General features: G+C 60.0%; 24 protein-coding genes and 1 tRNA gene. 15 read left to right on the top strand and 10 right to left on the bottom strand.

Annotated elements, in window-relative coordinates; translation table 11 throughout:
- Nucleotides 1-15 precede the first annotated feature (15 nt).
- Nucleotides 16-534: an acyl-CoA thioesterase gene (locus tag AX760_RS04425; protein ID WP_071831782.1), complete on the bottom strand. Its 519-nt coding sequence runs from the start codon at nt 532-534 to the stop codon at nt 16-18.
- Between the two features lie 245 nt (nt 535-779).
- Between AX760_RS04425 and AX760_RS04420 the strand changes: the two genes are divergently transcribed.
- Entirely contained in the window at nt 780-2,963 is a 2,184-nt protein-coding gene (locus tag AX760_RS04420; protein ID WP_245294925.1) for a putative bifunctional diguanylate cyclase/phosphodiesterase, read from the top strand.
- A gap of 19 nt (nt 2,964-2,982) precedes the next feature.
- Here AX760_RS04420 and AX760_RS04415 read toward each other — a convergent pair whose 3' ends face one another.
- A complete protein-coding gene (locus AX760_RS04415) occupies nt 2,983-3,258 on the bottom strand; it encodes a hypothetical protein (RefSeq protein WP_071831781.1) in 276 nt (91 codons plus the stop codon).
- 148 nt (nt 3,259-3,406) lie between these two features.
- Here AX760_RS04415 and AX760_RS04410 point away from each other — a divergent pair.
- From AX760_RS04410 to AX760_RS04385, 6 genes are all read left to right on the top strand, one after another.
- Nucleotides 3,407-3,481 (top strand) — tRNA-Asn (locus tag AX760_RS04410).
- A 163-nt stretch (nt 3,482-3,644) separates the two neighbouring features.
- Nucleotides 3,645-5,102, top strand: coding sequence for a cryptochrome/photolyase family protein (locus AX760_RS04405; protein WP_071831856.1), 1,458 nt, complete (start codon nt 3,645-3,647; stop codon nt 5,100-5,102).
- A complete protein-coding gene (locus AX760_RS04400; RefSeq protein ID WP_071831780.1) occupies nt 5,099-6,445 on the top strand; it encodes an NAD(P)/FAD-dependent oxidoreductase in 1,347 nt (448 codons plus the stop codon). The genes AX760_RS04405 and AX760_RS04400 overlap by 4 nt, the downstream gene beginning before the upstream one ends.
- On the top strand, nt 6,446-7,387 hold the full coding sequence (locus tag AX760_RS04395; RefSeq protein WP_071831779.1) for a DUF1365 domain-containing protein: 942 nt from the start codon (nt 6,446-6,448) through the stop codon (nt 7,385-7,387).
- Between the two features lie 42 nt (nt 7,388-7,429).
- The gene (locus AX760_RS04390) at nt 7,430-8,683 is read left to right on the top strand and encodes an SAM-dependent methyltransferase (RefSeq protein ID WP_071831778.1); all 1,254 of its coding nucleotides are present in this window, start codon (nt 7,430-7,432) and stop codon (nt 8,681-8,683) included.
- Nucleotides 8,676-10,022, top strand: a complete 1,347-nt coding sequence (locus tag AX760_RS04385; RefSeq protein WP_071831777.1) for an MFS transporter — start codon at nt 8,676-8,678, stop codon at nt 10,020-10,022. The genes AX760_RS04390 and AX760_RS04385 overlap by 8 nt, the downstream gene beginning before the upstream one ends.
- Here AX760_RS04385 and AX760_RS04380 read toward each other — a convergent pair.
- A complete protein-coding gene (locus AX760_RS04380; RefSeq protein ID WP_071831776.1) occupies nt 10,007-10,870 on the bottom strand; it encodes an SDR family NAD(P)-dependent oxidoreductase in 864 nt (287 codons plus the stop codon). The genes AX760_RS04385 and AX760_RS04380 overlap by 16 nt on opposite strands.
- A 67-nt stretch (nt 10,871-10,937) precedes the next feature.
- Nucleotides 10,938-11,588, bottom strand: a complete 651-nt coding sequence (locus AX760_RS04375; RefSeq protein ID WP_071831775.1) for a ChrR family anti-sigma-E factor — start codon at nt 11,586-11,588, stop codon at nt 10,938-10,940.
- 320 nt (nt 11,589-11,908) lie between these two features.
- Between AX760_RS04375 and AX760_RS04370 the strand changes: the two genes are divergently transcribed.
- The 4 genes from AX760_RS04370 to AX760_RS27045 are packed head-to-tail and all read left to right on the top strand — an operon-like array spanning nt 11,909 to nt 15,145.
- Nucleotides 11,909-12,949, top strand: a complete 1,041-nt coding sequence (locus AX760_RS04370) for a cysteine synthase A (RefSeq protein WP_071831774.1) — start codon at nt 11,909-11,911, stop codon at nt 12,947-12,949.
- A gap of 7 nt (nt 12,950-12,956) precedes the next feature.
- Nucleotides 12,957-13,703: an alanyl-tRNA editing protein gene (locus AX760_RS04365; RefSeq protein WP_087149167.1), complete on the top strand. Its 747-nt coding sequence runs from the start codon at nt 12,957-12,959 to the stop codon at nt 13,701-13,703.
- A 15-nt stretch (nt 13,704-13,718) separates the two neighbouring features.
- Entirely contained in the window at nt 13,719-14,573 is an 855-nt protein-coding gene (gene sseA / locus AX760_RS27050; protein ID WP_071831773.1) for a 3-mercaptopyruvate sulfurtransferase, read from the top strand.
- A gap of 11 nt (nt 14,574-14,584) precedes the next feature.
- Nucleotides 14,585-15,145 (top strand): GNAT family N-acetyltransferase, encoded by a 561-nt coding sequence (locus tag AX760_RS27045; RefSeq protein ID WP_071831854.1) that lies wholly within the window; start codon nt 14,585-14,587, stop codon nt 15,143-15,145.
- A gap of 97 nt (nt 15,146-15,242) precedes the next feature.
- On the opposite strand, the gene ald is transcribed toward AX760_RS27045, so the two are convergent.
- On the bottom strand, nt 15,243-16,361 hold the full coding sequence (gene ald, locus AX760_RS04350; RefSeq protein WP_071831772.1) for an alanine dehydrogenase: 1,119 nt from the start codon (nt 16,359-16,361) through the stop codon (nt 15,243-15,245).
- Between the two features lie 154 nt (nt 16,362-16,515).
- Between ald and AX760_RS04345 the strand changes: the two genes are divergently transcribed.
- Nucleotides 16,516-16,974: an Lrp/AsnC family transcriptional regulator gene (locus AX760_RS04345; protein ID WP_071831771.1), complete on the top strand. Its 459-nt coding sequence runs from the start codon at nt 16,516-16,518 to the stop codon at nt 16,972-16,974.
- A 21-nt stretch (nt 16,975-16,995) separates the two neighbouring features.
- On the opposite strand, the gene AX760_RS04340 is transcribed toward AX760_RS04345, so the two are convergent.
- From AX760_RS04340 to ilvA, 4 genes are all read right to left on the bottom strand, one after another.
- Nucleotides 16,996-18,243: a GGDEF domain-containing protein gene (locus AX760_RS04340; RefSeq protein WP_071831770.1), complete on the bottom strand. Its 1,248-nt coding sequence runs from the start codon at nt 18,241-18,243 to the stop codon at nt 16,996-16,998.
- A gap of 298 nt (nt 18,244-18,541) precedes the next feature.
- Nucleotides 18,542-18,850 (bottom strand): hypothetical protein, encoded by a 309-nt coding sequence (locus AX760_RS04335; protein ID WP_071831769.1) that lies wholly within the window; start codon nt 18,848-18,850, stop codon nt 18,542-18,544.
- Nucleotides 18,851-18,920: 70 nt separating this feature from the next.
- Nucleotides 18,921-19,238: an HlyU family transcriptional regulator gene (locus AX760_RS04330; RefSeq protein WP_071831768.1), complete on the bottom strand. Its 318-nt coding sequence runs from the start codon at nt 19,236-19,238 to the stop codon at nt 18,921-18,923.
- 206 nt (nt 19,239-19,444) lie between these two features.
- Nucleotides 19,445-20,695, bottom strand: a complete 1,251-nt coding sequence (ilvA, locus tag AX760_RS04325; protein WP_071831767.1) for a threonine ammonia-lyase — start codon at nt 20,693-20,695, stop codon at nt 19,445-19,447.
- A 199-nt stretch (nt 20,696-20,894) separates the two neighbouring features.
- On the opposite strand from ilvA, the gene AX760_RS04320 reads away from it, so the two are divergent.
- Nucleotides 20,895-21,494, top strand: coding sequence for a hypothetical protein (locus AX760_RS04320; RefSeq protein ID WP_139276205.1), 600 nt, complete (start codon nt 20,895-20,897; stop codon nt 21,492-21,494).
- A 119-nt stretch (nt 21,495-21,613) separates the two neighbouring features.
- Here the strand turns inward: AX760_RS04320 and AX760_RS04315 are convergent, their stop codons facing one another.
- On the bottom strand, nt 21,614-22,384 hold the full coding sequence (locus AX760_RS04315; RefSeq protein WP_071831766.1) for a competence/damage-inducible protein A: 771 nt from the start codon (nt 22,382-22,384) through the stop codon (nt 21,614-21,616).
- A 166-nt stretch (nt 22,385-22,550) separates the two neighbouring features.
- Between AX760_RS04315 and wrbA the strand changes: the two genes are divergently transcribed.
- Complete coding sequence (gene wrbA / locus AX760_RS04310; protein ID WP_071831765.1) at nt 22,551-23,150, top strand: NAD(P)H:quinone oxidoreductase type IV; 600 nt, start codon at nt 22,551-22,553, stop codon at nt 23,148-23,150.
- Between the two features lie 260 nt (nt 23,151-23,410).
- Nucleotides 23,411-23,653 carry a DUF2188 domain-containing protein gene (locus AX760_RS04305; protein WP_071831764.1) on the top strand — a complete coding sequence of 81 codons (243 nt, stop codon included), beginning with the start codon at nt 23,411-23,413 and terminating at the stop codon, nt 23,651-23,653.
- Nucleotides 23,654-24,158: the final 505 nt, after the last annotated feature.

The raw sequence follows: 24,158 nt of genomic DNA, 5'->3' as shown, positions 1-24,158 counted from the left end.
AGCGCGCCACAGCACTCACCGCTCAGCAGCAGAACTCGTTGCGAGAAACCGGGCTTCGAATTCGACGCGCAGGGCCCTTCGGATTTCTGCGGCCCTTTGGCGCCGCTTGCGCAGGTCTGATGTCGGTTCATAGGGGGGGACGGCCGTCGGGCGGCCGTTCACATCGACGGCGACCATCGTGAAATAGCAGGAATTGGTGTGGCGGCGCTGGCCTGTGCGGATGTTTTCGGCCTCCACCCGAATGCCGATTTCCATCGATGTGCGTCCGGCATAATTGATTGACGCCCGGAATGTCACCAGTTCTCCGACGTGGATCGCCTGTCGAAAAACCACCTGATCGACCGAAAGCGTCACGGCATATTCCTGCGAATAGCGGCAGGCGCAGGAAAACGCCACGCGATCCAGAAGATTAAGCAAAGCGCCGCCATGCACCTTGCCGCTGAAATTGGCCATGTCGGGGGTCATCAGCACCACCATTTCAAGCTCGCTCGTATCGTGCGCTGGTTGCGCCGGCGTGTCTTTCGTTTCATCCATGGTTCATCCTTCCTGTTTTGCGCGCGCCCGCACAGCGCAAAATCGTCCTGCGATCCTAGGTGGGACCATTGGGGAAGTCACCGGCACAATCACGGATCCTGGTCGAATGCGGCGTGTTTCATTAACGATGCCTTATGGACGTTGATCTAGGATTATCGTGCAGCGCTTCCGCGGGCATGATGCCTCACTGCAGTTCAGGGATTTGGCTTCCCCGATCATGCCATCACGATCTGCGGAGAATTTCAGTGCGACACAGCCAGCAGCCATCAAGCCGTCTCAATCAGTGGTCGGTCGCCCTTGTTGCGATCGTCTTCATTCTCGTGACCGCCGTACTGGCCGGTCTGGTGGCACGGTCGATCGATATCATCACGACGACGTCCAATGCGATCGATGATGATCGTGCACGCCATGCTGCTGGTGGTGCGCTCCAGTCATTGCGCAAGCAACTGGCGGCAACGGTCCGCGACAATGCCTACTGGGACGACGCCTATCGTCAGGTAAACCTGGACACGCGGTTGGACTGGCTAATCGATAACTGGGCGTCCACGACCGCAGATTACCCGCTTTACGACACTGCCTTAGTCATCGATTCCACTAATAAGCCGGTGATCGCCTATCGGAATGGCGAAGCCATACAGGCGCCCCTTTCGGATTTTTTTGGCAAGGCGTTTGACGGAATGCTGGCGCAAGCCCGCAAATCGGATTACGGCACCGACGTTCCCGTTCATTTCATTCGTTCCGATGCCGGCGTTGCGCTGATCGGCGCTGCGGTTATCACGCCAAGCGCAACGGATGAAAGTGCCCGTCCCGAAAATCACTACGTGCTTGCCTTTGCCAAACACGTGACACCTGATGTCGTCGCGGAGATCTCGGGCAGTTTCAACATCGCGCAACTGAGCCTGGATCCGGGGCCGCTGCAAACGAAGCTGTCCGCCCCCCTACAGGATGTCGACGGGAACACCGTTGCCTATATCAACTGGCCATCGCAGACACCTGGAACAAAAAGTTATCGGGAGGTCGAATCGACCATCAATGCGGCCGCTGTGATTTTCGTGATCTTTCTTCTTTCAATCGGCGCCGTCGGGCTCTTTACCATCAACAGCCTGAAGACCAGCGGGATGCGGTCGCGACACCGCGCCTCCCATGACGCCTTGACAGGCTTGCTCAATCGCTCCGGACTTCTCGAAACCATGGCTGCAATCCGGAAGATGCACGGCAGCGGCAATGCCTCGCTGCGCCTGCACTTCATCGATCTCGACGGCTTCAAGGGTGTCAACGATGCCTGGGGGCACGGCGTTGGTGACGAGCTGATCGTGGCCGTTGCCGGTCGTTTGCGCGATGCACTGTCGGCCGATGCGATGATCGCCCGTCTCGGCGGGGACGAGTTCGCGGTCGTAACCGTCGAGACCTCGGACGCCCAGGCTGCACGCAGCATCGGACAGCAGATCCAGGCCGCGCTGGAGCGGGTCTTCGAAATCGGCGGCCGCACCATCGGTATCGGCGCCAGCATCGGCGTAGCCCTTTCGCGGGCCGGCACGATTGAAAGCGACGAACTCATCCGGCGCGCGGACATAGCGCTCTATCGCGCCAAGGATCTGGGCCGTGGTATTACCGTCGAGTTCGAAGAGAGTTTCGATGTCGATACCCGGCGGCTGGCAAAGCTTGAGGATGCATTGCGCAAAACGCTGTCGAACGAAGGTATCGATGTTGCATTCCAGCCGCTGATTCAGGCTGGAACAGGCACAATGTGTGGCGTCGAGGCGTTGGCAAGGTGGACGTCGGGCGAAGGCGTCCGATTCGGCCCCGATGTCTTCATTCCCCTTGCAGAGCGCTCGGGCCTGATCGATATTCTGGGTTTGCAGGTCCTGACCAAATCTCTCGAGGCCGCAAGACAGTGGCCGGGCATCGGCCTTTCGGTAAACGTCTCGCCGGTACAGCTGAAGAACCCGAACTTCACGCAAAGTGTTGTCGATGCGCTGAAGGCCGCAGATTTCGATCCGCAACGGCTCTGCATCGAAGTGACGGAAGGTCTGCTGATATCCGACCCGGAACAGGCTCAACGAGCCATCGAAGGATTAAAGGCCGCAGGCATCAAGATCGCGCTGGACGATTTCGGATCGGGGTTTGCCAGCATCGGTACCTTGCGGCGCTTTGGCTTCGACCGCATGAAAGTCGATCGCTCGCTGATCGTCGCACTGGATCATGACGAAAATGCTGGCGCTATTCTCCAGGCAACGATTGCCCTTGCCAACGCCCTGCAAATTCCAGTGACGGCCGAAGGCATCGAGACGGAACAGCAGGCGCTTGCGGTCAAGCTATCGGGATGTGACGAACTGCAAGGCTATCTTTTCAGCAAGCCGATTTCCGCAGAAGCGCTCAACGCCCTTTATTTCGAGGGAAATACAGCAAAAAGCGAACGGCGCGCATAGTCGTCGCGCCGACCGCCCATCAGGACGTGTTCCATTTGCGTGCCCACCAGACCGCGATACGCCGTCTCAACCGGCGCACGACGGCGAAGTCCTGCGACAGAACGATCAGGCCGAGCGGCACCATCCAGAATCCGAGCACCGGCAGAAAGCCGAGGAGGCCACCCAGAATCAGCGCACAGCCGATCAGCACCCGGAACATTCGTGATTGCGGCAGCCGAAATCGGAATTTTCCCAGCACGATTTCCTGCGTGCGCCTGTCGACGCCAAAATAGGTCTTCTTTTCCGTTGAGGCCATTGTTCTCCGCCTGTCTGTGTTTGCAGCAAATGGTGCGTTCTCCACAGTCTGGCAAGGATTGTGCAGTTTTTTTGAAAAACCGCTTGGCAAATCGGAAAAGCATTTGTATTAGCAGCCTCACTTCTGCAGCACGCAAGTGTGCAGATGGTCCCTGGTAGCTCAGCGGTAGAGCATTCGACTGTTAATCGACAGGTCGCCGGTTCGAATCCGGCCCGGGGAGCCAGTTTCTGAAAAGAGCCATATTCGCAGGCCGCGGATGTGGCTCTTTTTGCATCTGCTGGCTGCCCGCAAAATGATGAAATAAAATAGGTTTTCGGCGAAACCTTTGATCCGCCCCGACCGTAAACGCGTAGACGAAAAAAACGCCAACACGCATGCGGACGACGATGCCCAACGATACTGCTGCCAACGATGGTCCTGTTCTGGTCTGGTTCCGCAAGGATCTGCGGCTGGACGACAATCATGCGCTGAGCGCGGCCGTGGCAACCGGCAGGGCGGTGATCCCGCTCTACATCCGCGAACCCGATGCGGCCGGCACAGGTCCGCTCGGCGCGGCGCAGGCCTGGTGGCTGCACCATTCGCTGCAGGCGCTCGAAGCGTCCCTGGTGGCGCTTGGCAGCAGACTTTTGCTCGCCTCGGGGCAGGCAAAGGACATCCTGTCAAAAATTGTGATCGATACAGGCGCCGGAGCAGTGTTCTGGAACCGGCGCTATGATCCGAAAGGGACTGCGATCGACGAGCCGCTGATGTCTGGACTGCGCAACGACGGCGTTCTTGTGCGCAGTTTCGCGGGTCAACTGCTGCACGAGCCCTCCCGCCTGAAAACCGGAACCGGTGGTCCCTACCGCGTTTACACGCCGTTCTGGCGTGCCCTGGAAAGCACGGGCGAACCGGATGCGCCGATCGATGCTCCGGAAACCGTGCCGGCGCCGGATCGCTGGCCACAATCGGAATTGCTGAAGGACTGGCAGCTCCTGCCTGTGAAGCCGGACTGGGCAAAGACCTTCTCGGAGGTCTGGACGCCCGGCGAAGCGTCGGCTCTTCAGCGGCTTTCCGACTTCGCCGAGGACGGTCTTTCCGGCTACAAACACAACCGCGACCGGCCCGGTGTCGACGGAACATCCCTGCTCTCGCCGCATCTGGCGCTCGGTGAAATTTCGCCGGCACGCATCTGGCACGCTACGCGCGGGCGCAGCGATGCACCGGCCGAGGACGTGACGACATTCCGCAAGGAAGTCGTCTGGCGCGATTTCTCCTATCACCTGCTGTTCCACAACCCGACCTTGCCGACCGAAAATCTCAACCGCAAATATGATGATTTTCCCTGGACTTTCGATGCCGCGGCATTCGGACGCTGGACGAAGGGCATGACGGGCTATCCGATCGTCGATGCCGGCATGCGCCAGCTCTGGCGCCATGGCTACATGCACAACCGCGTCCGGATGATCGCCGCGTCCTTCCTGATCAAGGATCTGCTGATCGACTGGCGCCGGGGCGAAGCCTGGTTTGCCGAAACACTCGTCGATGCCGATCCAGCATCAAACGCGGCCAGCTGGCAATGGGTGGCCGGCAGCGGCGCCGATGCCTCCCCCTTCTTCCGGGTTTTCAATCCGATCTTGCAGGGCGAGAAATTCGATCCTGAAGGCGGATATATCCGAAGGTTCGTGCCCGAACTGGCGCGCATGCCCGAAAAATATATCCACCGGCCCTTCGAAGCGCCGTCGGCTGTTCTGAAGGCCGCAAACGTGGCGCTCGGTTCGGACTATCCAGCCCCTATCGTCAATCACGCCATGGCCCGCGACCGCGCGCTGGCGGCCTACAATACCATCAAGGATGCCGCATGACCGTTTCGCATTCCCTTGCCCCGCATTATGCCGGCCCTCGACGCCTGAACATTGCCGTCGTCGGCTCAGGTGTATCCGGCAGTTCTGCCGCCTGGGCGCTGCATCCTGCGCATGATGTCACCCTCTACGAGAAGGCTGAGCGCGCTGGCGGTCACACGGCAACGGTCGATATCGATTATGACGGGACGCCGATTTCGGTCGATACGGGGTTTATTGTTTACAACGAACCCAATTATCCGAACCTGACCGCGCTGTTCGCGGAACTGGACGTCGAAACGCACAAGAGCGACATGAGCTTCGCGCTCTCCCTCGACAATGGCTGGCTTGAATGGAGCGGCGACAGTCTCGCGACCCTGTTTGCCCAGAAACGCAACCTCATACGCCCGTCTTTTCTGCTGATGCTGCGGGAAATCCTGCGCTTCAACAAGATCTGCCTGCAGGATCGTCGCGCCGGTCGTCTGGCGGCCCTGTCGATCGGCGACTACCTCAATTGGCGTGGTTTCTCCCCGGGCTTCACCAACAACTATCTCGTGCCGATGGCTGCCGCCATCTGGTCGACTCCGGCCCGCAAGATGCTGGAGTTTCCGGCCGAGCATTTTGTCAATTTCTTCGACAATCACCGGCTGATCTATTCGACGCCGCACCCGTGGCGCACGGTCTCGGGCGGCAGCCGGACCTATCTGGAAAAACTGCTGGCACCGCTGGGCGACCGGCTTCGTCTTGGTTGCGGCGTGCAATCCATTCGCCGTGAAGGCGGCAAGGTCGTCATCGTCGACACACGGGGCGAGACCGCCGTCTATGACAAGGTTATCCTGGCTGCCCATAGCGACCAGGCGCTTGCCATGCTGGCCGATGCCAGCGCCGACGAGCGGGCATTGCTGTCCTCGGTTCCCTACCAGCCGAACCGGGTCGTGCTTCATCGCGACGCAGGCCTGATGCCGAAGCGGCGCAAGGTCTGGGCGTCGTGGAACTATCTGCGCTCCAGCCGTCCGGGCGGCGAACAGGACGTGGCCGTCAGCTACTGGATGAACCGGCTTCAGGGCATCGATGCGGCCTGCCCGCTGTTCGTGACGCTCAATCCCGAGCGCGACCCGGCGCCGGGGACGGTTTTTGCCGAATTTTCCTATGATCACCCGCAGTTCGATACCGGCTCGATGCAGGCGCAGCAGCGGCTGAAAATGATCCAGGGTGACAACAATACGTTTTTCGCAGGCGCCTGGACAGGCTATGGTTTCCACGAGGATGGACTGTCGTCCGGCCTGGCTGCAGCCGAAGCGCTCGGCGGTATCATCCCGTGGCGTCAACCGGCGCCGGTGGATGCCTTTGCGGAAGCGGCTGAATAGATGCAACTGAGACCTGCACACGGCGCCGACAGGCAAGCCAACGGTCCGCCCTCCGGCGAGGCTGCGGTTCTTTACGCGGGTCAGGTCATGCATCAGCGCATGAAGCCGATGGGGCATCGTTTCAACTACAGTGTGTTTTCGCTGCTGATCGATCTCGACAGGCTTGATGATGCCGGTCACATGAGCGGAGTTTTTTCGGTCAACCGCTTCAATCTCCTGTCCTTTCACGAGAAGGATCATACGGGTCTGAAGGGGTGTTCGCTGCGCAGCTATGCCGATGCGCTTCTGGAAACGGCCGGTCTCTCTGCGCCGCCTGCCCGCATTCTGCTTGCCTGTTATCCGCGCATTCTCGGTCGCGTTTTCAATCCGCTCGCTGTCTACTACGCCTATGACGCAGAGGGCGCTGTGATTGCAATGATTTACGAGGTGCGCAATACCTTCGGCGAGCGCCACACCTATGTGTGCCCCGTTGCTTCAGGACAGGCTAGCGCGGCCGGGATCCGCCAGCAATGCGACAAGCTGTTCTACGTCTCACCCTTCATGCCGATGGCGATGCGCTATCATTTTCGTATGTTGCCGCCCGGTGCGGAAATCCGCTGGCGGATCCTGGAAACGGATGCGGATGGGCCGCTTCTGGCAGCCACGTTCTCCGGCAAGCGTCGCCCATTGAATACACGGGGAATTTTACGGCTTGTCGCGCAAATTCCGCATCTTACAATCAAGATCGTTGCGGGGATCCATTGGCAGGCCCTGAAACTTTGGATCAAGGGCGCGCGTTATGTCCCGCGACCTGCAGCACCGGAACCGGTGAGTGTCTGGAAGAATGACAGACGCGCGCCGCTGGACGACAGCGACACGCCAAAAGGCCTGCAGGATCTTGGCCGTTCCCTGCGGCATCCGCGCTACACCGGTGACACCCTCCTTGGTGACCCGGCGGAATGAGTTTAATTTGCGCCACGAGCAATGATTGCTGAGGACCGTTGTATGAGCACAGCAGACACGTGTTATTCCGAGCCGAAGGATGCCGAGCGGCTTTCGGCAGACAATATTTCGCGCATCATCAAAGGCTTGCCCGCAAAGGCGCAGATGGTGCTGCGGGGGCTTGTGCACATGCAGAGCGGTTCGCTGAAGCTGACCCTGCCGGACGGGCGGACCGTGCTGATCAAGGGCAAGGTGCACGGACCTTCGGCCAGCATCACGCTGCACAACTGGAACCTTCCGCAGCGCGCCCTCACCGGTGGCACGATCGCGGTGGCGGAGAGCTACATGGACGGCGACTGGGACAGCCCGGATGTCGGGGCTTTCCTTGAACTGTTTCTTGTCAATGCCGAGGTGGGCCGGAATTTTGCCAATGGTGCGCGTGGTTTCTTCCTTTTGGTCGAAAAATTCCGCCACTGGATGAACGCCAATACGAAGTCGGGCTCGAAACGCAATATCTCCGCCCATTACGACCTCGGCAATGCCTTCTACCGCGAGTGGCTTGATCCGAGCATGACCTACTCGTCGGCCTTGTTCGCGACGGGCGCCAATGATCTTCAGTCGGCCCAGCGGGCGAAATACAAGGCGCTGGCCGAGGCCGCCGGCATTCGCGCGAGCGATCATGTGCTCGAAATCGGCTGTGGCTGGGGCGGTTTTGCCGAATATGCCGCAAGCGAGATCGGCTGCAGGGTTACGGGCCTCACCATCAGCCGCGAGCAGCTGGATTTTGCGACGGAGCGGATGCAGAAGGCCGGTCTTTCCGACAAGGTCGATATCAAGTTCCAGGATTATCGCGACGAGACCGGCCAGTACGACCGGATCGTGTCCATCGAGATGTTCGAAGCGGTCGGCGAAAAATACTGGCCAACCTATTTTTCGCAAGTCCAGCGCTGCCTGAAACCCGGTGGCAAGGCCGGCTTGCAGATCATCACGATCAAGCCGGAATCCTATCAGGAATACCGGGACAATCCGGATTTCATCCAGAAATACGTTTTTCCCGGCGGCATGTTGCCGACACGCGAGCATCTCGTTGATCTCGGCCGCAAGGTCGGACTGAAGATGAGTGCCGACTTCGGCTTCGGCCTCGACTATGCCCGCACGCTGGCGGAGTGGCGCGAGCGCTTCTGGTCCGTCTGGGACCGGATCGAACCGCTCGGCTTCGACAACAGGTTCAAGCGGCTCTGGGAATTCTACCTGTTCTATTGCGAGGCCGGGTTCCGCGCCCGCAACATCGACGTCAGACAGGTCGTCTATGAATAGACCGCATGACGGCAATGGCCCCGGTGGCCGCATCAGCCGCCCGGTCCTTTTTGCCTATGCCCTGCCGGCCGCGCCGCTGGCAGCGCTGGGCCTGCCGCTTTATGCCCTGGTGCCGACCTATTATACCGAAACGCTCGGCCTTCCGATCGCTGCCGTCGGCTGGGTGCTGCTGGTGATCCGCCTGTTCGATGCCCTGACCGATCCGTTGACGGGCTATGTCGCGGACCGCATCCAGCCGAGCTTCGGCCGTCGCCGGCTGCTGTTCCTGCTGTCGCTTCCTGTCGCGTCTCTGTCGGCCCTGATGTTGTACTGGCCGCCGGCCGATGCGGGGCTCGGCTGGCTTGCCGTCTGGGGCATGGCGATTTCGCTCGCCTTTACGCTGGCAACCGTTCCCTATGCCGCCTGGGGGGCAGAACTGGTGTCCGACTATCACGGGCGCACGGCGCTGACTGCGGTCCGAGAGGCGTTGACCCTGGTTGGTACGCTGATCGCCATCGTCCTGCCGTTTGCGATCGGATTCGAGGAAAAGGGATTTTCCGGACTGGCAGCCCTTGGCGTCACCGTCGCCGTCCTGCTTCTCGTTTTCGGCAGCATGGCCGTCTTCATCGTGCCTGAGCCGCGCGACGCAACGGTCAAGCGGCTCGCACTCGGTGAGGCACTGGCTCTGCTGGGCCAGAACCGGCCCTTCCTGCGGCTGATCGCGGCCTTCTTCCTCAACGGATTTGCCAATGGTATTCCTGCGACGCTGTTTCTCTACTTTGTGTCCGCACGCCTAGAATTGCCGGAGATGCGCGGGCCGCTTCTGTTTCTGTATTTCCTTTGCGGCATTGCCGGCGTGCCGCTGGCCACGCTCGTCGCGCGTCGTCTCGGCAAGCATCGCGCCTGGTGCTTTGCCATGCTCCTCGCTTGCCTGATCTTTGCTGTGGCACCCTTCCTTCCGGCCGGTGCGCTGGTGCCGTTCGCGCTGGTCTGCGCGGCAACAGGGCTTCTGCTGGGTTTCGATCTGGCATTGCCGCCATCGATCCAGGCGGATGTCATCGACGCGGATACAGCGTCGTCAGGCGACCAACGCAGTGGCTTCTATTTCGCGGCCTGGGGGCTGGCGACCAAGCTTTCGCTGGCCGTCGGAGCAGGCCTGGTACTGCCGCTCCTCGCCTTCGTCGGCTTCGATCCAGCGCCGCAGGCGGTCAATGCGGCAGGCTCGCTGCTGGCTCTGGCGGTGATCTATGCGTGGATCCCCGTCGCACTGAAGCTGGCAGCCGTTGCACTGATGTGGAATTTCCCGATCGACGAAACCATGCAGGCGCAGTTGCGGACACGCATTCAGTCTTCGGACTGACCCTTATCGGATTTGTCCACGCCAGGACCATGGGTCTGCAACGGGCGTTTTTTCCAACCCGTGGCGCGGTTGATCAGCCAGAAATAGGCGGGATAGGGCAAGAGACGCAGCAATTTCAGGGCATAGGTGAAGCGTTTCGGAAAGGTGATCTCGAAAGCCTTCGATGTCAGCCCGTCGGCAATCCGGTCGGCCGCTTCGGCGGGGCTGATGAGAGCGGGCATGGCGAAGGCGTTCTGCGCCGTTGCCGGTGTTTCGACAAAGCCCGGATTGATGATCTGGATGCGGATGCCGATCTTGTCGAGGTCGAATTTCAGGCTTTCCGCCATGTTGATCAATGCGGCCTTGGTCGCGCCGTAGGCAGCACTTGTCGGCAGTCCCGCATAGCCCGTGACCGACGAGACCAGGGCCACCTGCCCGCCTTTTCCATTTGCCTTCATGTGCCGGATCGCTGGCAAAAGACAGTTCACGACGCCGTGCAGGTTCACGGCAAAGGTCTTTTCGAAATCGTCGCGTTGCAAGTCCTCGCCATGCACTGGCAGATAGACGCCGGCATTCAGGACGACGAGGCAAAGCTGTCCGTGATCATATTCGATGGCCGAGAGGATACGCTCCATGTCGCGCGGGTCCGTCACGTCGCCATCGAGCACGATGATCCGCCCGGACGCCGTTCCGCGCGTCTGGCCCTGCGCCTCGTGCTGCAGGGCGACCAGCTTGTCGTGATCGCGCGCCGTTGCGACGACTGCATATCCGTCCCTTACGAGCCGCAGCGCGAGAGCCCGTCCAATGCCGGAACTTGCGCCGGTTACCCAGGCGAGCCCATGGTCCGGGCGTGCGATATAGTCGCTCATGGAACGTCCTTGCTGTTTTGCTTGGCTGCTGCCGGAAAGACGCCTCAACGCAGGCATTGTTCCGCTGTTAGCCGATCAGGTCGCCGATCATTTGCCGCAAAGAGCCGGTGAGCTTCAGCGGCGCGTCGACGACGGCAAATCCGATGCAGGGGCGATCGTTCTCGGCGATCGGCCGGTGATCGACGCTGTCATCCGCAACCGAGATATCGCCCGGTCCATAACGGCCGCGCGCGTCCTGGAAAGCACCATCGAGGACCAGCGAAAACTCGCAGCCCTTGTGGGTGTGTGCCGGCACGGCACGTCCGGGGCGTATCCAGAAAAAACTCACTTCAAAGCCGTCGAAATCACCGACGATATACTCCTTGAAACCCGGCAGCTTGGTTTTCCAGGGAATATCCTCGGCTTCAAAACCGACAAAGTCGCGCAAAGACGGCGGCAAAAGCGCATTTTTCGGCCGCGCCGGTCGCTCTGCCCGCTGGCTCGTATCGACCTTCGAAAGAAAGATCTCCTCCAGACGGCTTTCCCTTGACGCCATAGGGGCGGGCTCTATCTTTTCCAGGAGATCACCGGCGAGTGTTTCGAAGGCAAGAAGCTTCGGGCGGTTGACGGCCTGGATCTCGAGATGCGCGGCAACCAGAACGCGCGCGGGTTCCGGAAGGATCCCGGCCGCGTAATGCGCGATCAGCGCATCCACCGTGTTCAAATCATCGCCTGCCATGGGCTGCAAATCCTGTTTCCTGCGGTCTCGTCTCAGCCGCTGCCTGCTTGCGTTGTCCTACGACTTTGCGCAAGACTTGGATCACACCGGTGAAGAAACCTGCGCTTCATCCCGTTGTGGTCAATTTTTATCTGCGGAGCCGTTCTGTTAAAACACTATTTCTTGTCTTGTATGGTCGGCAAGCCGAAAACACGGCAATCTAACGCTGTTCGTCGATCAGGGTGGGCAAAGTGCTCGCGCCCGGCTCTTCGATCGACAGACAGATCTGCCCTGGGGCGACATCCGGCCGGTCCAGCAGCCACAAACACGAGGTTTCTTCCATGTCCGTTCTGCCAAGCGTTCTCGATGCCATCGGCAACACGCCGTTGATTCGTCTCAAGGGCGCGTCGGAGGTCTCGGGCTGCACGATTCTCGGCAAGGCCGAATTCCTCAATCCGGGCCAGTCGGTCAAGGATCGTGCGGCACTTTCGATCATACGCCACGCGGAAAAGACCGGTGCGCTGCAGCCCGGCGGCGTGATTGTCGAGGGAACGGCCGGCAATACCGGTATCGGCCTCGCGCTCGTTGCGCAGGCGCTGGGGTATCGCACCGTGATCGTCATTCCGGAAACCCAGAGCCAGGAAAAGAAGGATGCGTTGCGTCTGCTCGGCGCGGAACTCGTCGAGGTTCCGGCGGTCCCCTACCGCAATCCGAACAACTACGTGAAGCTTTCCGGCCGACTCGCCGCGCAACTGGCGAAGACGGAACCGAAGGGGGCGATCTGGGCAAACCAGTTCGACAATATTGCCAATCGCGAAGCCCATGTCGAAACCACGGCACCGGAGATCTGGCGCGATACCGACGGCAAGGTCGATGGCTTCATCTGCGCCGTCGGTTCCGGCGGCACGCTTGCCGGTGTTTCTGATGGCCTGAAGGCGCGCAACCCGAATATCAAGATCGGCCTTGCGGATCCCGATGGTGCGGCACTTCACAACTTCTACAGCGCCGGCGAACTCAAATCCTCCGGTGGATCGATCACCGAGGGCATCGGCCAGGGGCGGATCACCGCCAACCTTGAAGGCTTCACCCCGGACTTTTCCTACCAGATCCCCGACAGCGAAGCGATCCCGTTGGTCTTCGACCTGATCGAGAACGAGGGCATCTGCGTGGGTGGCTCCTCGGGCATCAATATCGCCGGCGCCATTCGCCTCGCAAAAGATCTGGGACCCGGACATACCATCGTGACGATCCTCTGTGATTATGGTAACCGCTATCAGTCAAAACTGTTCAACCCGGCATTCCTGACGTCCAAGGGCCTGCCGGTTCCGGCCTGGTTGAGCAGAACGTCCGATATTTCCGTGCCCTACGAACCCGCTGGATAGCATGACCATGACACTGCCGACGATTGCCCTGTTCCGTAATGATTTTTATCTCTCGACAACGGAAGCAATCGTCACGGCAGTTATCGCGGATGGCGGCATCGTCCTCGACCAGACCTGCTTCTACGCGACGTCCGGTGGCCAACCGGGCGATAGCGGATTTTTAGAGCGCGCCGACGGCAGCCGAATCGAGATCGCAAGCACGCGGCACGGCGATACCAAGGACGTCATCCTCCATGTCCCGGCCGATGCGCAGCCTGTCCCCGACATCGGCGAAAAGCTCGTCCTGCACGTCGATTGGACCCGCCGCTACCGCCTGATGCGCATGCACACCGCCTGCCATCTTCTGTCTGTCGTCTGTCCCTACCCGATCACCGGGGCTGCCGTTGGCGAAGAAGAAAGCCGTGTCGATTTCGACATGGGTGAGACAATCGACAAGGATAGCGTCACCGCCGATATGATGAGCCTGGTGAATGCCAACCATCCTGTCTACCTGCAATGGATCACCGATGCCGAGTTGATGGCCAATCCAGGCATCGTCAAATCCAAGAACGTCCGCCCACCGGTCGGCCTTGGCCGGGTCAGTCTCGTCTGCATCGGCGAAAACGCCGCGATCGACAGCCAGCCCTGCGGCGGCACCCATGTGTCCGAAACACAGGAAGTCGGCGAAATCTTCATTGCCAGGATCGAGAAGAAGGGCAAGGAGAACCGCCGCTTCCGCATCCGGTTCGGCAAGCCCGAAACCGCCGTCCTCTGACTGGAGATTTGCAGCATGCCCGACACCACCAGCGCCTTCGTCGTTTCGCCCGATTGGCTGGAGCAGCGGCTGGATGATCCAGCTGTCAAGATCGTCGATGCCTCCTGGTACCTTCCGGCACAAAACCGCGATCCGAGGGCGGAATATGCCATGGCTCACATTCCCGGCGCCGTGTTCTTCGACCAGGACACGATCGCCGATCTGACGAGCGGCCTGCCGCACACCCTGCCCGCGCCTGATATTTTTGCCCAGGCCGTTGGTGCCCTCGGCATCAGCGATACGGACACGATCGTCGTCTATGATGGCCCTGGCATCTTTACTGCTCCCCGCGTCTGGTGGAGCCTGCGCACCATGGGGGCAAAAAATGTCTTCGTCCTCGATGGCGGCATGGATGGCTGGAATTCAGAAGGCCGGCCGGTCACCACCGAGGTTCCCGCGCCTGCTCCGGCAACATTCACACCCGTGTTCGATCCCGCAGCCGTGACCGGATTTCAGGAAATGTCGGCGATCATCGCATCCGGAGATCGGCAGATTGCCGATGCGCGTGGTGTCGGACGATTTACCGGCGACGAAGCCGAACCGCGCGCCGGCATGCGCTCCGGGCATATGCCGGGTGCCAGGAGCCTGCCGTTAGGGGTGTTTTCAAAGGGCGGGAAACTCAAGTCTCTGGAAGAGTTGCGCAGCACGATCGAGGCCGCCGGCATTGATCTCTCCAGGCCTGTGGTTACGACCTGCGGCTCCGGCGTGACGGCGGCTATCATCTCGCTGGCGCTGCAATCGCTTGGCCATACAAACAATACGCTTTACGATGGCTCCTGGTCGGAATGGGGTAGCAAACCCGATACGGCTGTCGTTACCGGGAAAGAATGATCGAAATGGCTATGCGCAAGACACCGGAACCCATCGCGGTCCACATTACCGAACTGGAAATGACGGCACCGCCCAAGCAGAGCCTGCCTGTGCCGATCAATATCCAGACCGCGATCATGCGGGTGCCCGAAATCCCGCTGCCCTTCTACCGCTTTCTGTATCTGCAGGTTGGCCGGCGCTGGAATTGGGTCGATCGCCTCCGGCTCGACGACGAAGCCCTGAGCAAGGTTTTGCACGATAAGCGCAATTCCGTCTCCGTGATCTCTGTTAATGGCGCTCCGGCCGGCTTTTTCGAGCTGCTGCATCTGGACGAGGATACGGTTGAACTGTCGCATTTCGGCATGTTCGAGCACGCGCTTGGACTGGGTCTCGGAAAATGGTTCCTGTTGCAGACCCTGTACGCAGCCTGGAGCTACAATCCCCAGGTCGTCAAGGTCTCGACCAACAACCTCGACCACCCCCGCGCGCTGCAACTCTACCAGCGCTTCGGCTTCTCGCCCGTCTCGACCCGCGATGAGATGCTGACCCCGCTTAGCGACAAGGAAATGACGGCCCTCTCCCGTCTGTTCTGATGGTCTGAACCGGAAACGACCCCGCAGTCGCATCAACAGAGAAAAGGCGCCGCGTCACGCGGACGCGGGCGCCTTCCGGTGTGGTCGTCTTGCAGACCTACGCGACGTTCAGCACCGCTTCCGGTGCGTGGCTTTCATAGCCGAGCGCATCTGCCACGGCACGGTTGGTCACGCGGCCGCGGTGGACGTTGAGGCCGGCGCGCAGGTGCCGATCCTCGGCGATCGCCTTGAGCCCCCTGTCGGCAAGCTGCAGCCCATAGTAGAGCGTGGCATTGTTCAGGGCCTGCGCCGATGTCACGGGCACGGCACCCGGCATGTTGGCGACGCAATAATGCACCACGCCATCGACTTCATAGGTCGGATCCGAATGGGTCGTTGCATGCGAGGTTTCGAAACATCCGCCCTGGTCGATGGCGACGTCGACGATGACGGCGCCTTTTTTCATGCCGGACAGCATTTCGCGGGTCACCAGCTTGGGCGCCGCAGCACCGGGGATGAGCACGGCGCCAATCACCAGATCAGCCGAGAACACCTCTTCTTCAAGCGCGTCGATCGTTGAAAAACGCGTATGGACGCGTCCGCCAAAAAGCTCGTCGAGCTGGCGCAGGCGCGGGATGGAGCGGTCGAGAATGGTGACGTCGGCACCGAGGCCAACGGCCATGCGGGCGGAATGCAGCCCGACGACGCCGCCACCGAGAATGGTGACCTTCGCCGGCAGGACGCCCGGTACGCCGCCCAGCAGGATACCGCGGCCGCCATTGGCTTTCTGGAGTGCGGTCGCGCCCGCCTGGATCGCCAGCCGTCCAGCGACTTCCGACATCGGTGCCAGCAGCGGCAGCCCGCCGCGATCATCCGTCACGGTCTCATAGGCAATCGCGGTCACGCCCGATCCCAGCAGGCCCTTGGTCTGCTCCGGGTCCGGCGCAAGATGAAGATAGGTATAGAGGATCTGGCCATCGCGCAGCTGCGCCCATTCCGAAGGCTGCGGCTCCTTGACCTTGACGATCATGTCGGACCGGTCGAACACGTCCTTGGCGGTCGCGACAATCTTCGCGCCGGCGCCACGATAGGCGTCGTCCTCGGCGCCGATCCCCGCCCCCGCCTTGGTCTCGACAATAACCTCATGGCCGTGCGCCACATATTCGCGCACCGCGCCCGGGGTCAGGCCAACACGATATTCATGGTTTTTGATTTCCTTCGGACAACCGATACGCATACGCGTTCCTCTCTTCTTGGGCAGATGCCCCTTTCCTCGACACTGCTAGCCAACCAGAAACAGCGTGGCATGTCCTTGCAAAGGCAGAGTTGAAAAACGATCTTTTTCGAATAATGTTGCGCACAAATGAAAATTTTCGAAGGAAACGCGATCCATGGCGGTAGACACAATCGATGCTGCAATTTTAAGGATTCTGCAGCAGAACGGACGCATCGCCAATGCCGAGCTTGCCGAGAAGATCGGCCTGTCCGCATCCGCCTGTTCTCGGCGTGTCGACATCCTTGAAAAGACCGGCGTCATCAGCGGTTATCACGCGCGATTGTCGCACAAGGCGCTCGACTACCGTATCATGGTCGTGGTGCACATTTCGCTGTCCGGCCAGTTTGCAAAGACGCTCACCGAGTTCGAGGCGGCGGTCAAGCTCTGCCCCAATGTGCTGGTCTGCTACCTCATGTCCGGAGAATACGACTATATCCTGCGTGTCGCGGCTAAAGATCTGGAGGACTATGAGCGCATCCATCGCGACTGGCTGTCGGCCCTGCCGCATGTGGTGAAGATCAATTCCAGTTTTTCGCTGCGCGAGATCATCGATCGCCCGAACGTCGGCGTCTGAGCGCACGTTCAGGCCAGCACGTCAGGAAATGCTGCTTTCCACCCGGTTGCGCCCCTTGTCCTTGGCGCGATAGAGCATGCTGTCCGCGCGCGACAGCAGGTCCTTGAGCGTGGCGCCATCCTGGGGTGTCGATGCAATCCCGATGCTGATGGTGACGACGGCATTGTCGCACGTGCGGACGCTTGCCTCGACACTTGCCCGGATGCCTTCGGCGTGCGCCAGAGCCAATGCGGCATTCATGGTCTCGCTGACGATCACGAATTCCTCGCCGCCATATCGGAACAGATGGTCGGCGGCAGTGAGACGGGCCTGCATGGCGGCGACGGTCGCCTTCAGGACGCGATCTCCCTCCGGGTGGCCCAGCCGGTCGTTGACGGCCTTGAAGTGATCGGCGTCGATGATCATCACACTCGTCGGCGTGCCGGCGGCAACGGCATTGCGGATCAGCCGCATACCGTCGTGTTCAAGACGGCCACGATCCAGCGTCCCCGTCAGGCTGTCGCGTCCGGAGCGCGACAGGAGGTCCTCGTAGCGTTCGCGAAATGTCAGATCATTGAAAATATCGCCGATCGGACGGCGGGATACTGCAAGTGCCGTATGGTTGGACAAATGCAGATAGGCACCGAGCAGCACCGCGTAGAAAGCGGCCGCTCCCATCTTTGCCAGCCAACCGCCCCAGAAAACATCTGCCGGCGCGCCGTTCAGGGCATGCAGCGCGATATAGAAGCCGGCCTGGTCGAAGGTCAGCACGGCGGCGCCGCAGAGAAAAAACCGCAGCGTCAGGAATCGCCGCAGGCGCCGCCCGAAGCGTTCGTAGAGCAGGATAATCAGAATCGAATCGAGATAGAGCAGCAGCGTGCCCCAAACCATCAGCCAGCCCATCTCGTCGATGAAGGCGAGATCGGCGATGCGCCCCGGGACGATCGACACAGTGACATGCTGCTGCAGGATCAGTCCAAGCGCGACGGTCAGAAAATTGCCAACCAGCAGGCCGTAGATCGGCTGGCGCACCGTCGCTGCATCCTCCTTGACGTAGAGAAGCAGGATCATCATCAGCTTGCCGGAAAACAGTACGGCGGAACCGGGCGAGATCACCCCGAAAGGCAATTGTACGTAGAACACGGCGGCCAGATAGGTCTCTATGAAGTGCATCACACCGAGTGCTGCGATGAACACACCGAGCCCCAGCCTGTGTCGCAGGTGGAGAAGTGTGATCATGATCGTCACATAGACGAGCGCTTCACCGAGAAACAAAAAAACATTGGCCATGGCACGCGTCACTTTGATTGCATGGGACCGAGTCGTAAACGACAAATTTAAAGAAGACTTTAGGATGCGTATCCCGAGATCTGCGGAGCCTCTGCTCTCGTTCGCAAGCGGGGCCGGATGCTCCATCGTTGGCCCGACAAGACGGTCGTCGACCCTGGCGTTGACGAGCCGGAGTGGCTGCCCGCCGCCCAGGTCGAGCATCGCTCCATCCCAGCCACTGTACTGCGAGAAGGCCGCATGACGATAACACTGGATTGAACCTAATCCGATATCTTCATATGTTTTGACAAGATATTGATTAAATGAAATTAATTTTAGAAGACATGGTAAAATCCGCACCGGCGGCGGCGGGAGTTTTTCGGATATCGGTCCCAAGAAGATTGTCTTCGTCGCACCGGATACGAACCGCGACCCGAGCGTCCTCGACATTGTAGCCGAAGGCACCATCAACCCTTCGGCCGACGCCAACCGGACGTTTTCGCCGCCTGTCGGAACCACCATTCTCTTCGACAGCAGCCAGAAGGCCAAGGCCTATGCCGGGTCCGCCAAGGGCGTCATGATTGTGAAGGCCAAGCGACGGCATCGGCGGGTTTGCGGGCTTCCGCATTGCCCTCTCAGGGCGCTGAAAACAGAGACGGCGGCCCTGCGGCCGCCGTTCTCAAACTCCTGGAAAAACGTCAGACCTGACGGGTCGGTGCGTCGTCTGCAAACAGCGATGAACCGTGCTGGTCGATGATCTGGCGGGCCTTGCGAAAGGCGGCGTCTGTCGCATCCTGCTCGGAACTGAACACGTCGGCGCGGATGAAGGAGCGCGCGCGCATCTGCCCGTCGATTTCCTTCTCGATGATACCGCCCAGCCGATACTGTGACGCCTCCCGCTTCGGTGCGGCCGTAATCCGGCAATCTGCATAGGTCTCGGTCTTGCCGGGAAGCGTCTCCGCATCCTTTGCCGCACCACCGGACAAGCCGAACAATTTTGAGAAAAACGAAGCCATGTTCGATGACTTACCATGACGAATGGCTGTCTCCAAGACCCGTTGTCCAAAACAGCCACCATGAAATCCAATAGACCGGAACGTCGGAGAACGTGCGTTTTCAGGCATTTACCGAAGTCTAAGGGAGGGTCCATCAGAGATCAGATTCAAGATTTCGATCTTGCATTTTACATTAAAATATTGTCACAAACACTTGATATTATTACCTAAATAACAAGGTTAGACAAAATTTCATTGTCGGTAATGTCCTGGTAGCGGATTCCGGCAGCATCGAAGGCGGCCTTTAGGCGGGGAAAGTTTTCCGGGCGGCGTGTCTCGATGCCGATCAGGATCGAGCCGAAATTGCGCGCCGATTTCTTCAGATATTCGAAGCGGGCAATGTCGTCCTCCTCGCCGAGCATGTTGAGGAAATCCTTGAGCGCGCCCGGTCGCTGGGCCATGCGCAGGATGAAGTATTTCTTCAGACCCAAATGCCGCATCGCCCGTTCCTTCACGTCCGGCAGGCGGTCGAAATCGAAATTGCCGCCGGACACCACAGCCACGACGGTCTTGCCCTCCAGCCGTTCCCGTCCCAGCGTCTCCAGCGCGGTGATCGACAGGGCGCCGGCAGGCTCCAGCACAACACCTTCGACGTTCAGCATGTCGGTGATCGTCACGCAGATGGCGTTCTCCGGCAAAAGCATGACCTGTTCTGCCGAAAAGCGTCGCAAGGCTGCAAAATTCAGTGTTCCGATCCGGGCGACGGCAGCACCATCGACGAAGTTGTCGACCTGGTCGAGCGTCACCTGCATGCCTTCTTCGAGGCTGCGCTTGAGGCTTGGCGCGCCGGCCGGTTCACAAAACAGGAACGCCTCGGAGCTGACGGTGCCATCGAGGAAGCCGGTGACCCCGGCCGACAGCCCGCCTCCACCGACCGGGAGGACAACAAGATCAGGCACAACGCCGTCCGGTAGTTGTTCCAGAATTTCGGCGGCAACCGTTGCCTGGCCCTCGATGATATCGGCATGATCAAATGGCGGAACCATGAAACCATCAATATCTTCAACGTGTTCCTGCGCTGCTTTATAGCATTGGTCGAAGAAGTCACCGAACAGCTTGATGGTGATGAACGGGCCACCGAACATGCGCGTCTTGTCGATTTTCTGCTGCGGTGTCGTCACCGGCATGAACACCACCCCCGGCACGCCGAAATGGCGGCAGACGAAAGCGAAGCCCTGTGCATGGTTTCCGGCCGACGCGCAGACGAAGGTCTTGCCCGTCCCGCCGGAAGCGATCACCTTGCGGAAGAAGTTGAAGGCCCCACGGATCTTGTAGGAGCGCACCGGCGAGAGGTCCTCGCGCTTCAGGTAGATCGAGGCGTTGTTGCGCGTGCTCAGATGCTCGTTGAGCTGCAGCGGCGTTGCTGGAAAAAGGCTACGCAGCGCCTCGGCAGCGGTCTCGACGTCCTGGCGGGTCATGGTCGTCTGTCTTCCATCGATGTTCGGTTGGGGCCCTATGACACATCAACGCTGCAGATGCCACTGGTGAGAATTATAAGGTGATAAGTTTACTCGTCTTATAGGCGCGATAGCCCGGCGTCCAACGCGTCGTTCACCTTGACTTGCCCGTGTAAATGCAGAACTCTTTCCAGAGGTTTGGCGAGTATGGGGGATGGTCATGATGCGAGGGTTTCGAGGCGCGGCAGCGAGCGCCATCTTGGCGGCAAGCGCGATTTTTGCTCAGGCCGGGATGGCGTCGGCCGGCCCTCTGGCGGAGGCGGCGGCCAAGGCCGAAGGACTTGCCGCGAGCGGCGATGCGATCGGTGCCCATGACGTCCTGCGCCAGGCGATCAGCGATTTCTCCGAATCCCTGCCCTTCTCGCTCGGCAAGGCGGTTTTCGTGAAATCCGATCCGGCCGGCTATGCAATGTACGAGCCGAAGGAGGAGCCGGTTTTCAAGGCCGGGGAATCGCTGATTTCCTATGTCGAGCCGATTGGCCTGAGCTGGAAGCAGTCGGCTGTGCAAGGCAAGATCGAGACACATTTTACCGTCGATTTCGATATCCTGAATCCGGCCGGCGATGTACTTGCCGGCCAGAAGGCGTTTGGCGATTTCACCTTCACCGGCTTTTTCCGCAATCAGGAAATCTATTCGACACTGACCATCGATGTCAGCGACGCACCGGCCGGCGACTATATCCTGCGTTTCCATTTCAACGACGTGAACAGCGGCAAGCGCACGAGCATCGATCAACCGTTCAAGATCGCTGAAAACTAGCGACCTGTCTTGGCCCGCGGTGCCACGATCGTGGTCGATCGATCAGGCGAGGATGACCGGTTCGATCAGGACCGCAAGCTCTGCGCCTGCGGCCCTGGCGACCGTTAGGATGTCATTTGCTAGTCGGCCGCAGGAAACTGTCCAGCCTTGGCAGCGGTGATATCCGCCATCATCGCAACCACGGCGGCCTCGGCTGCAGCCAGCACCGTCTCGTCGCGGGCCCGGATGACGATGTCTGTCGAGAAATTCCGCCCGTCGAATTTCGGGTAGGAGCCGATGCTGGTCTCCGGATGGGCTTTTTGCACCAGCGTCAGCGGCCCACCAATGTCGCCTTCGCCGAAGGGGGAAAGTACGGAGCGGGAGAGCACGGCCGTGCCGGTTTTCAGTTCCGGCAGGATCGCGTTCAGCATGGCCTGGAACACCTGCGGTACGCCGGCCATGACGTGCACATTGCCGATGATGAAACCCGGTGCGGTCGAGACGGCGTTCGGGATGTGGCGCGAACCGTTCGGCATGCGCGCCATGCGCCGGCGGGCCTCCGTGAACTCCATGCCGCGCCGCTCGTACATCGCCGCCAGAAGCACCATCGCCTCCGGATCATGCACGCATTCGACGCCGAAGGCGCGCGACACCGCATCCGCCGTGATATCGTCATGCGTCGGGCCGATGCCGCCGGAGGTGAAGACATAGTCATACTGCCCGCGCAGGGCGTTGACGGCGGCAACGATGGCTGCTTCGTCGTCGGAGACGATGCGCACCTCTTTCAGGTCGATCGCCGCCAGCGTCAGCACGTCGGCGAGGTGCCCGATGTTTTTGTCCTTCGTTCGGCCGGACAGAAGTTCATCGCCAATGGCAAGCATGGCAGCGGTGACGATCGTATTTTCTATCATGGGAAATCCTGTGCGTGGCTGGGATCGTTCAACGTAAATGCGTCACTGTCAATTTCTGTCGAACAGTCTGTCGCCCCGTTCGCTTCTGGTCGTTGGCTATCAAACTGTTAGTTCCTAAGCGCAGGGGCAATCAAGTGGAATTGCCGAACGTCAAAAGGAGATCACGATGGCCAAGGTACTGGTTCTCTATTATTCGGCATATGGGCATATCGAAACCATGGCCTATGCCGTGGCGGAAGGTGCAAAGTCGGCAGGCGCAGACGTGACAGTGAAGCGCGTCCCTGAACTCGTGCCTGAAGATGTAGCAAAGGCGCAGCATTTCAAGCTCGACCAGTCCGCGCCGATCGCAACGCCTTCGGAACTCGCCGAATACGACGCCATCATCTTTGGTGCCGGCACCCGCTACGGCACGGTTGCCTCGCAGATGCGCAGCTTCGTCGACCAGACCGGCGGCCTGTGGATGAGCGGCGCGCTTGTCGGCAAGGTCGGGTCGGTGTTCACCTCGTCCGCGACCCAGCACGGCGGCCAGGAATCCACCATCCTCGGCTTCATCCCGACACTCATGCACCACGGCATGGTCGTTGTCGGCCTGCCCTATGCCTTCCAGGGCCAGATGGGCGTCGAGGAAGTCAAGGGTGGTTCACCCTACGGTGCCTCGACGATTACCGGTGGCGACGGCGCGCGCCAGCCGTCCGAGATCGAGCTCGAAGCCGCCCGCTATCAGGGTGCCCATGTCGCCAAGATCGCGGCCAAGCTTTCGGCTTGACCCCGCAGGGTTTTGCCATTGGAACAGGATTTGAGGGCGACCAAACGGTCGCCCTTCGTCGTTTATGGCGCTTCGGTCGGCGCATTGCAGATGCTGTGGATGAACAGCAGATGGCCGGCACCGCCCGTTTCATGCTAGAATGATCCGCAGGGCGACGCGAACCTTCGAAACGACACGATCGCTCGGGAACCAGATGGCATCACCTCCGTTTATCTGGGCAGGGTTGGTCCGCAGCAACGGACGGCCGAAGGGAGAAACCTATGTCGAGAATTGTCTACATGATCGTCCCGCACGATGGCGGCTGGGCCTACAAGCTTGCCGATGTATTTTCCGAAAGCTTTCCCACCCGGGACATGGCCCTTGCGGCCGCAAAGGCGGCTGCCGCTGAACAGCAGGTCGGTGGCGACGATGAGGAGATCAGCTTTCAGGATCAGAGCGGTGCCTGGCATTTCGAGCACGCCGACGGCGGTGATCGCCCCGAGGCCGTCGTCGACGACAAGTAGCGTCGGGTTTTCGCGCTACCTACCCCAGCATCAAACTGTGCCAGACCGTGCCACACTGGGCAAACTGTGTCGGCAAGGGCGAAACACGTCTTGACCAAAGGCTTGGAACTTGTTGAAAGACAAGCCAAGCGGACGTGGCGAAACTGGTAGACGCAAGAGACTTAAAATCTCTGAGGAACGCCGGAAACATCGGCTTTCCCGCTGCAAAACAACCTCCTATTTCTAACCGAAAACAGTAGAACAAAACGAGATTTGCAAAACATTTCGCGCATGGTTGACGGTCCGAACCCACGATACAAATGGCGCGTGACATGGCCCGACCCCGGCGATGCGGACAGTCATAAGACTGATTTTCAAGGCTGGGATGGTGAAACGCCGGGTAGTGCATCAGTCTGAAATCTTCTTTTTGTAAGTTTTCGGGCGACCCGGCCTCGGCGCGCGTTCGTCCATGATCGCGATAATCTCTTCCATATCCCAAACATGATCAGTTAGGTTGGCTTCCATT

Origin of the sequence: Pararhizobium antarcticum (genome assembly GCF_001885585.1) — a bacterium.
GTDB classification, from domain to species: domain Bacteria; phylum Pseudomonadota; class Alphaproteobacteria; order Rhizobiales; family Rhizobiaceae; genus Pararhizobium; species Pararhizobium antarcticum.
This window is presented reverse-complemented; position numbering and strand designations above follow the sequence as displayed.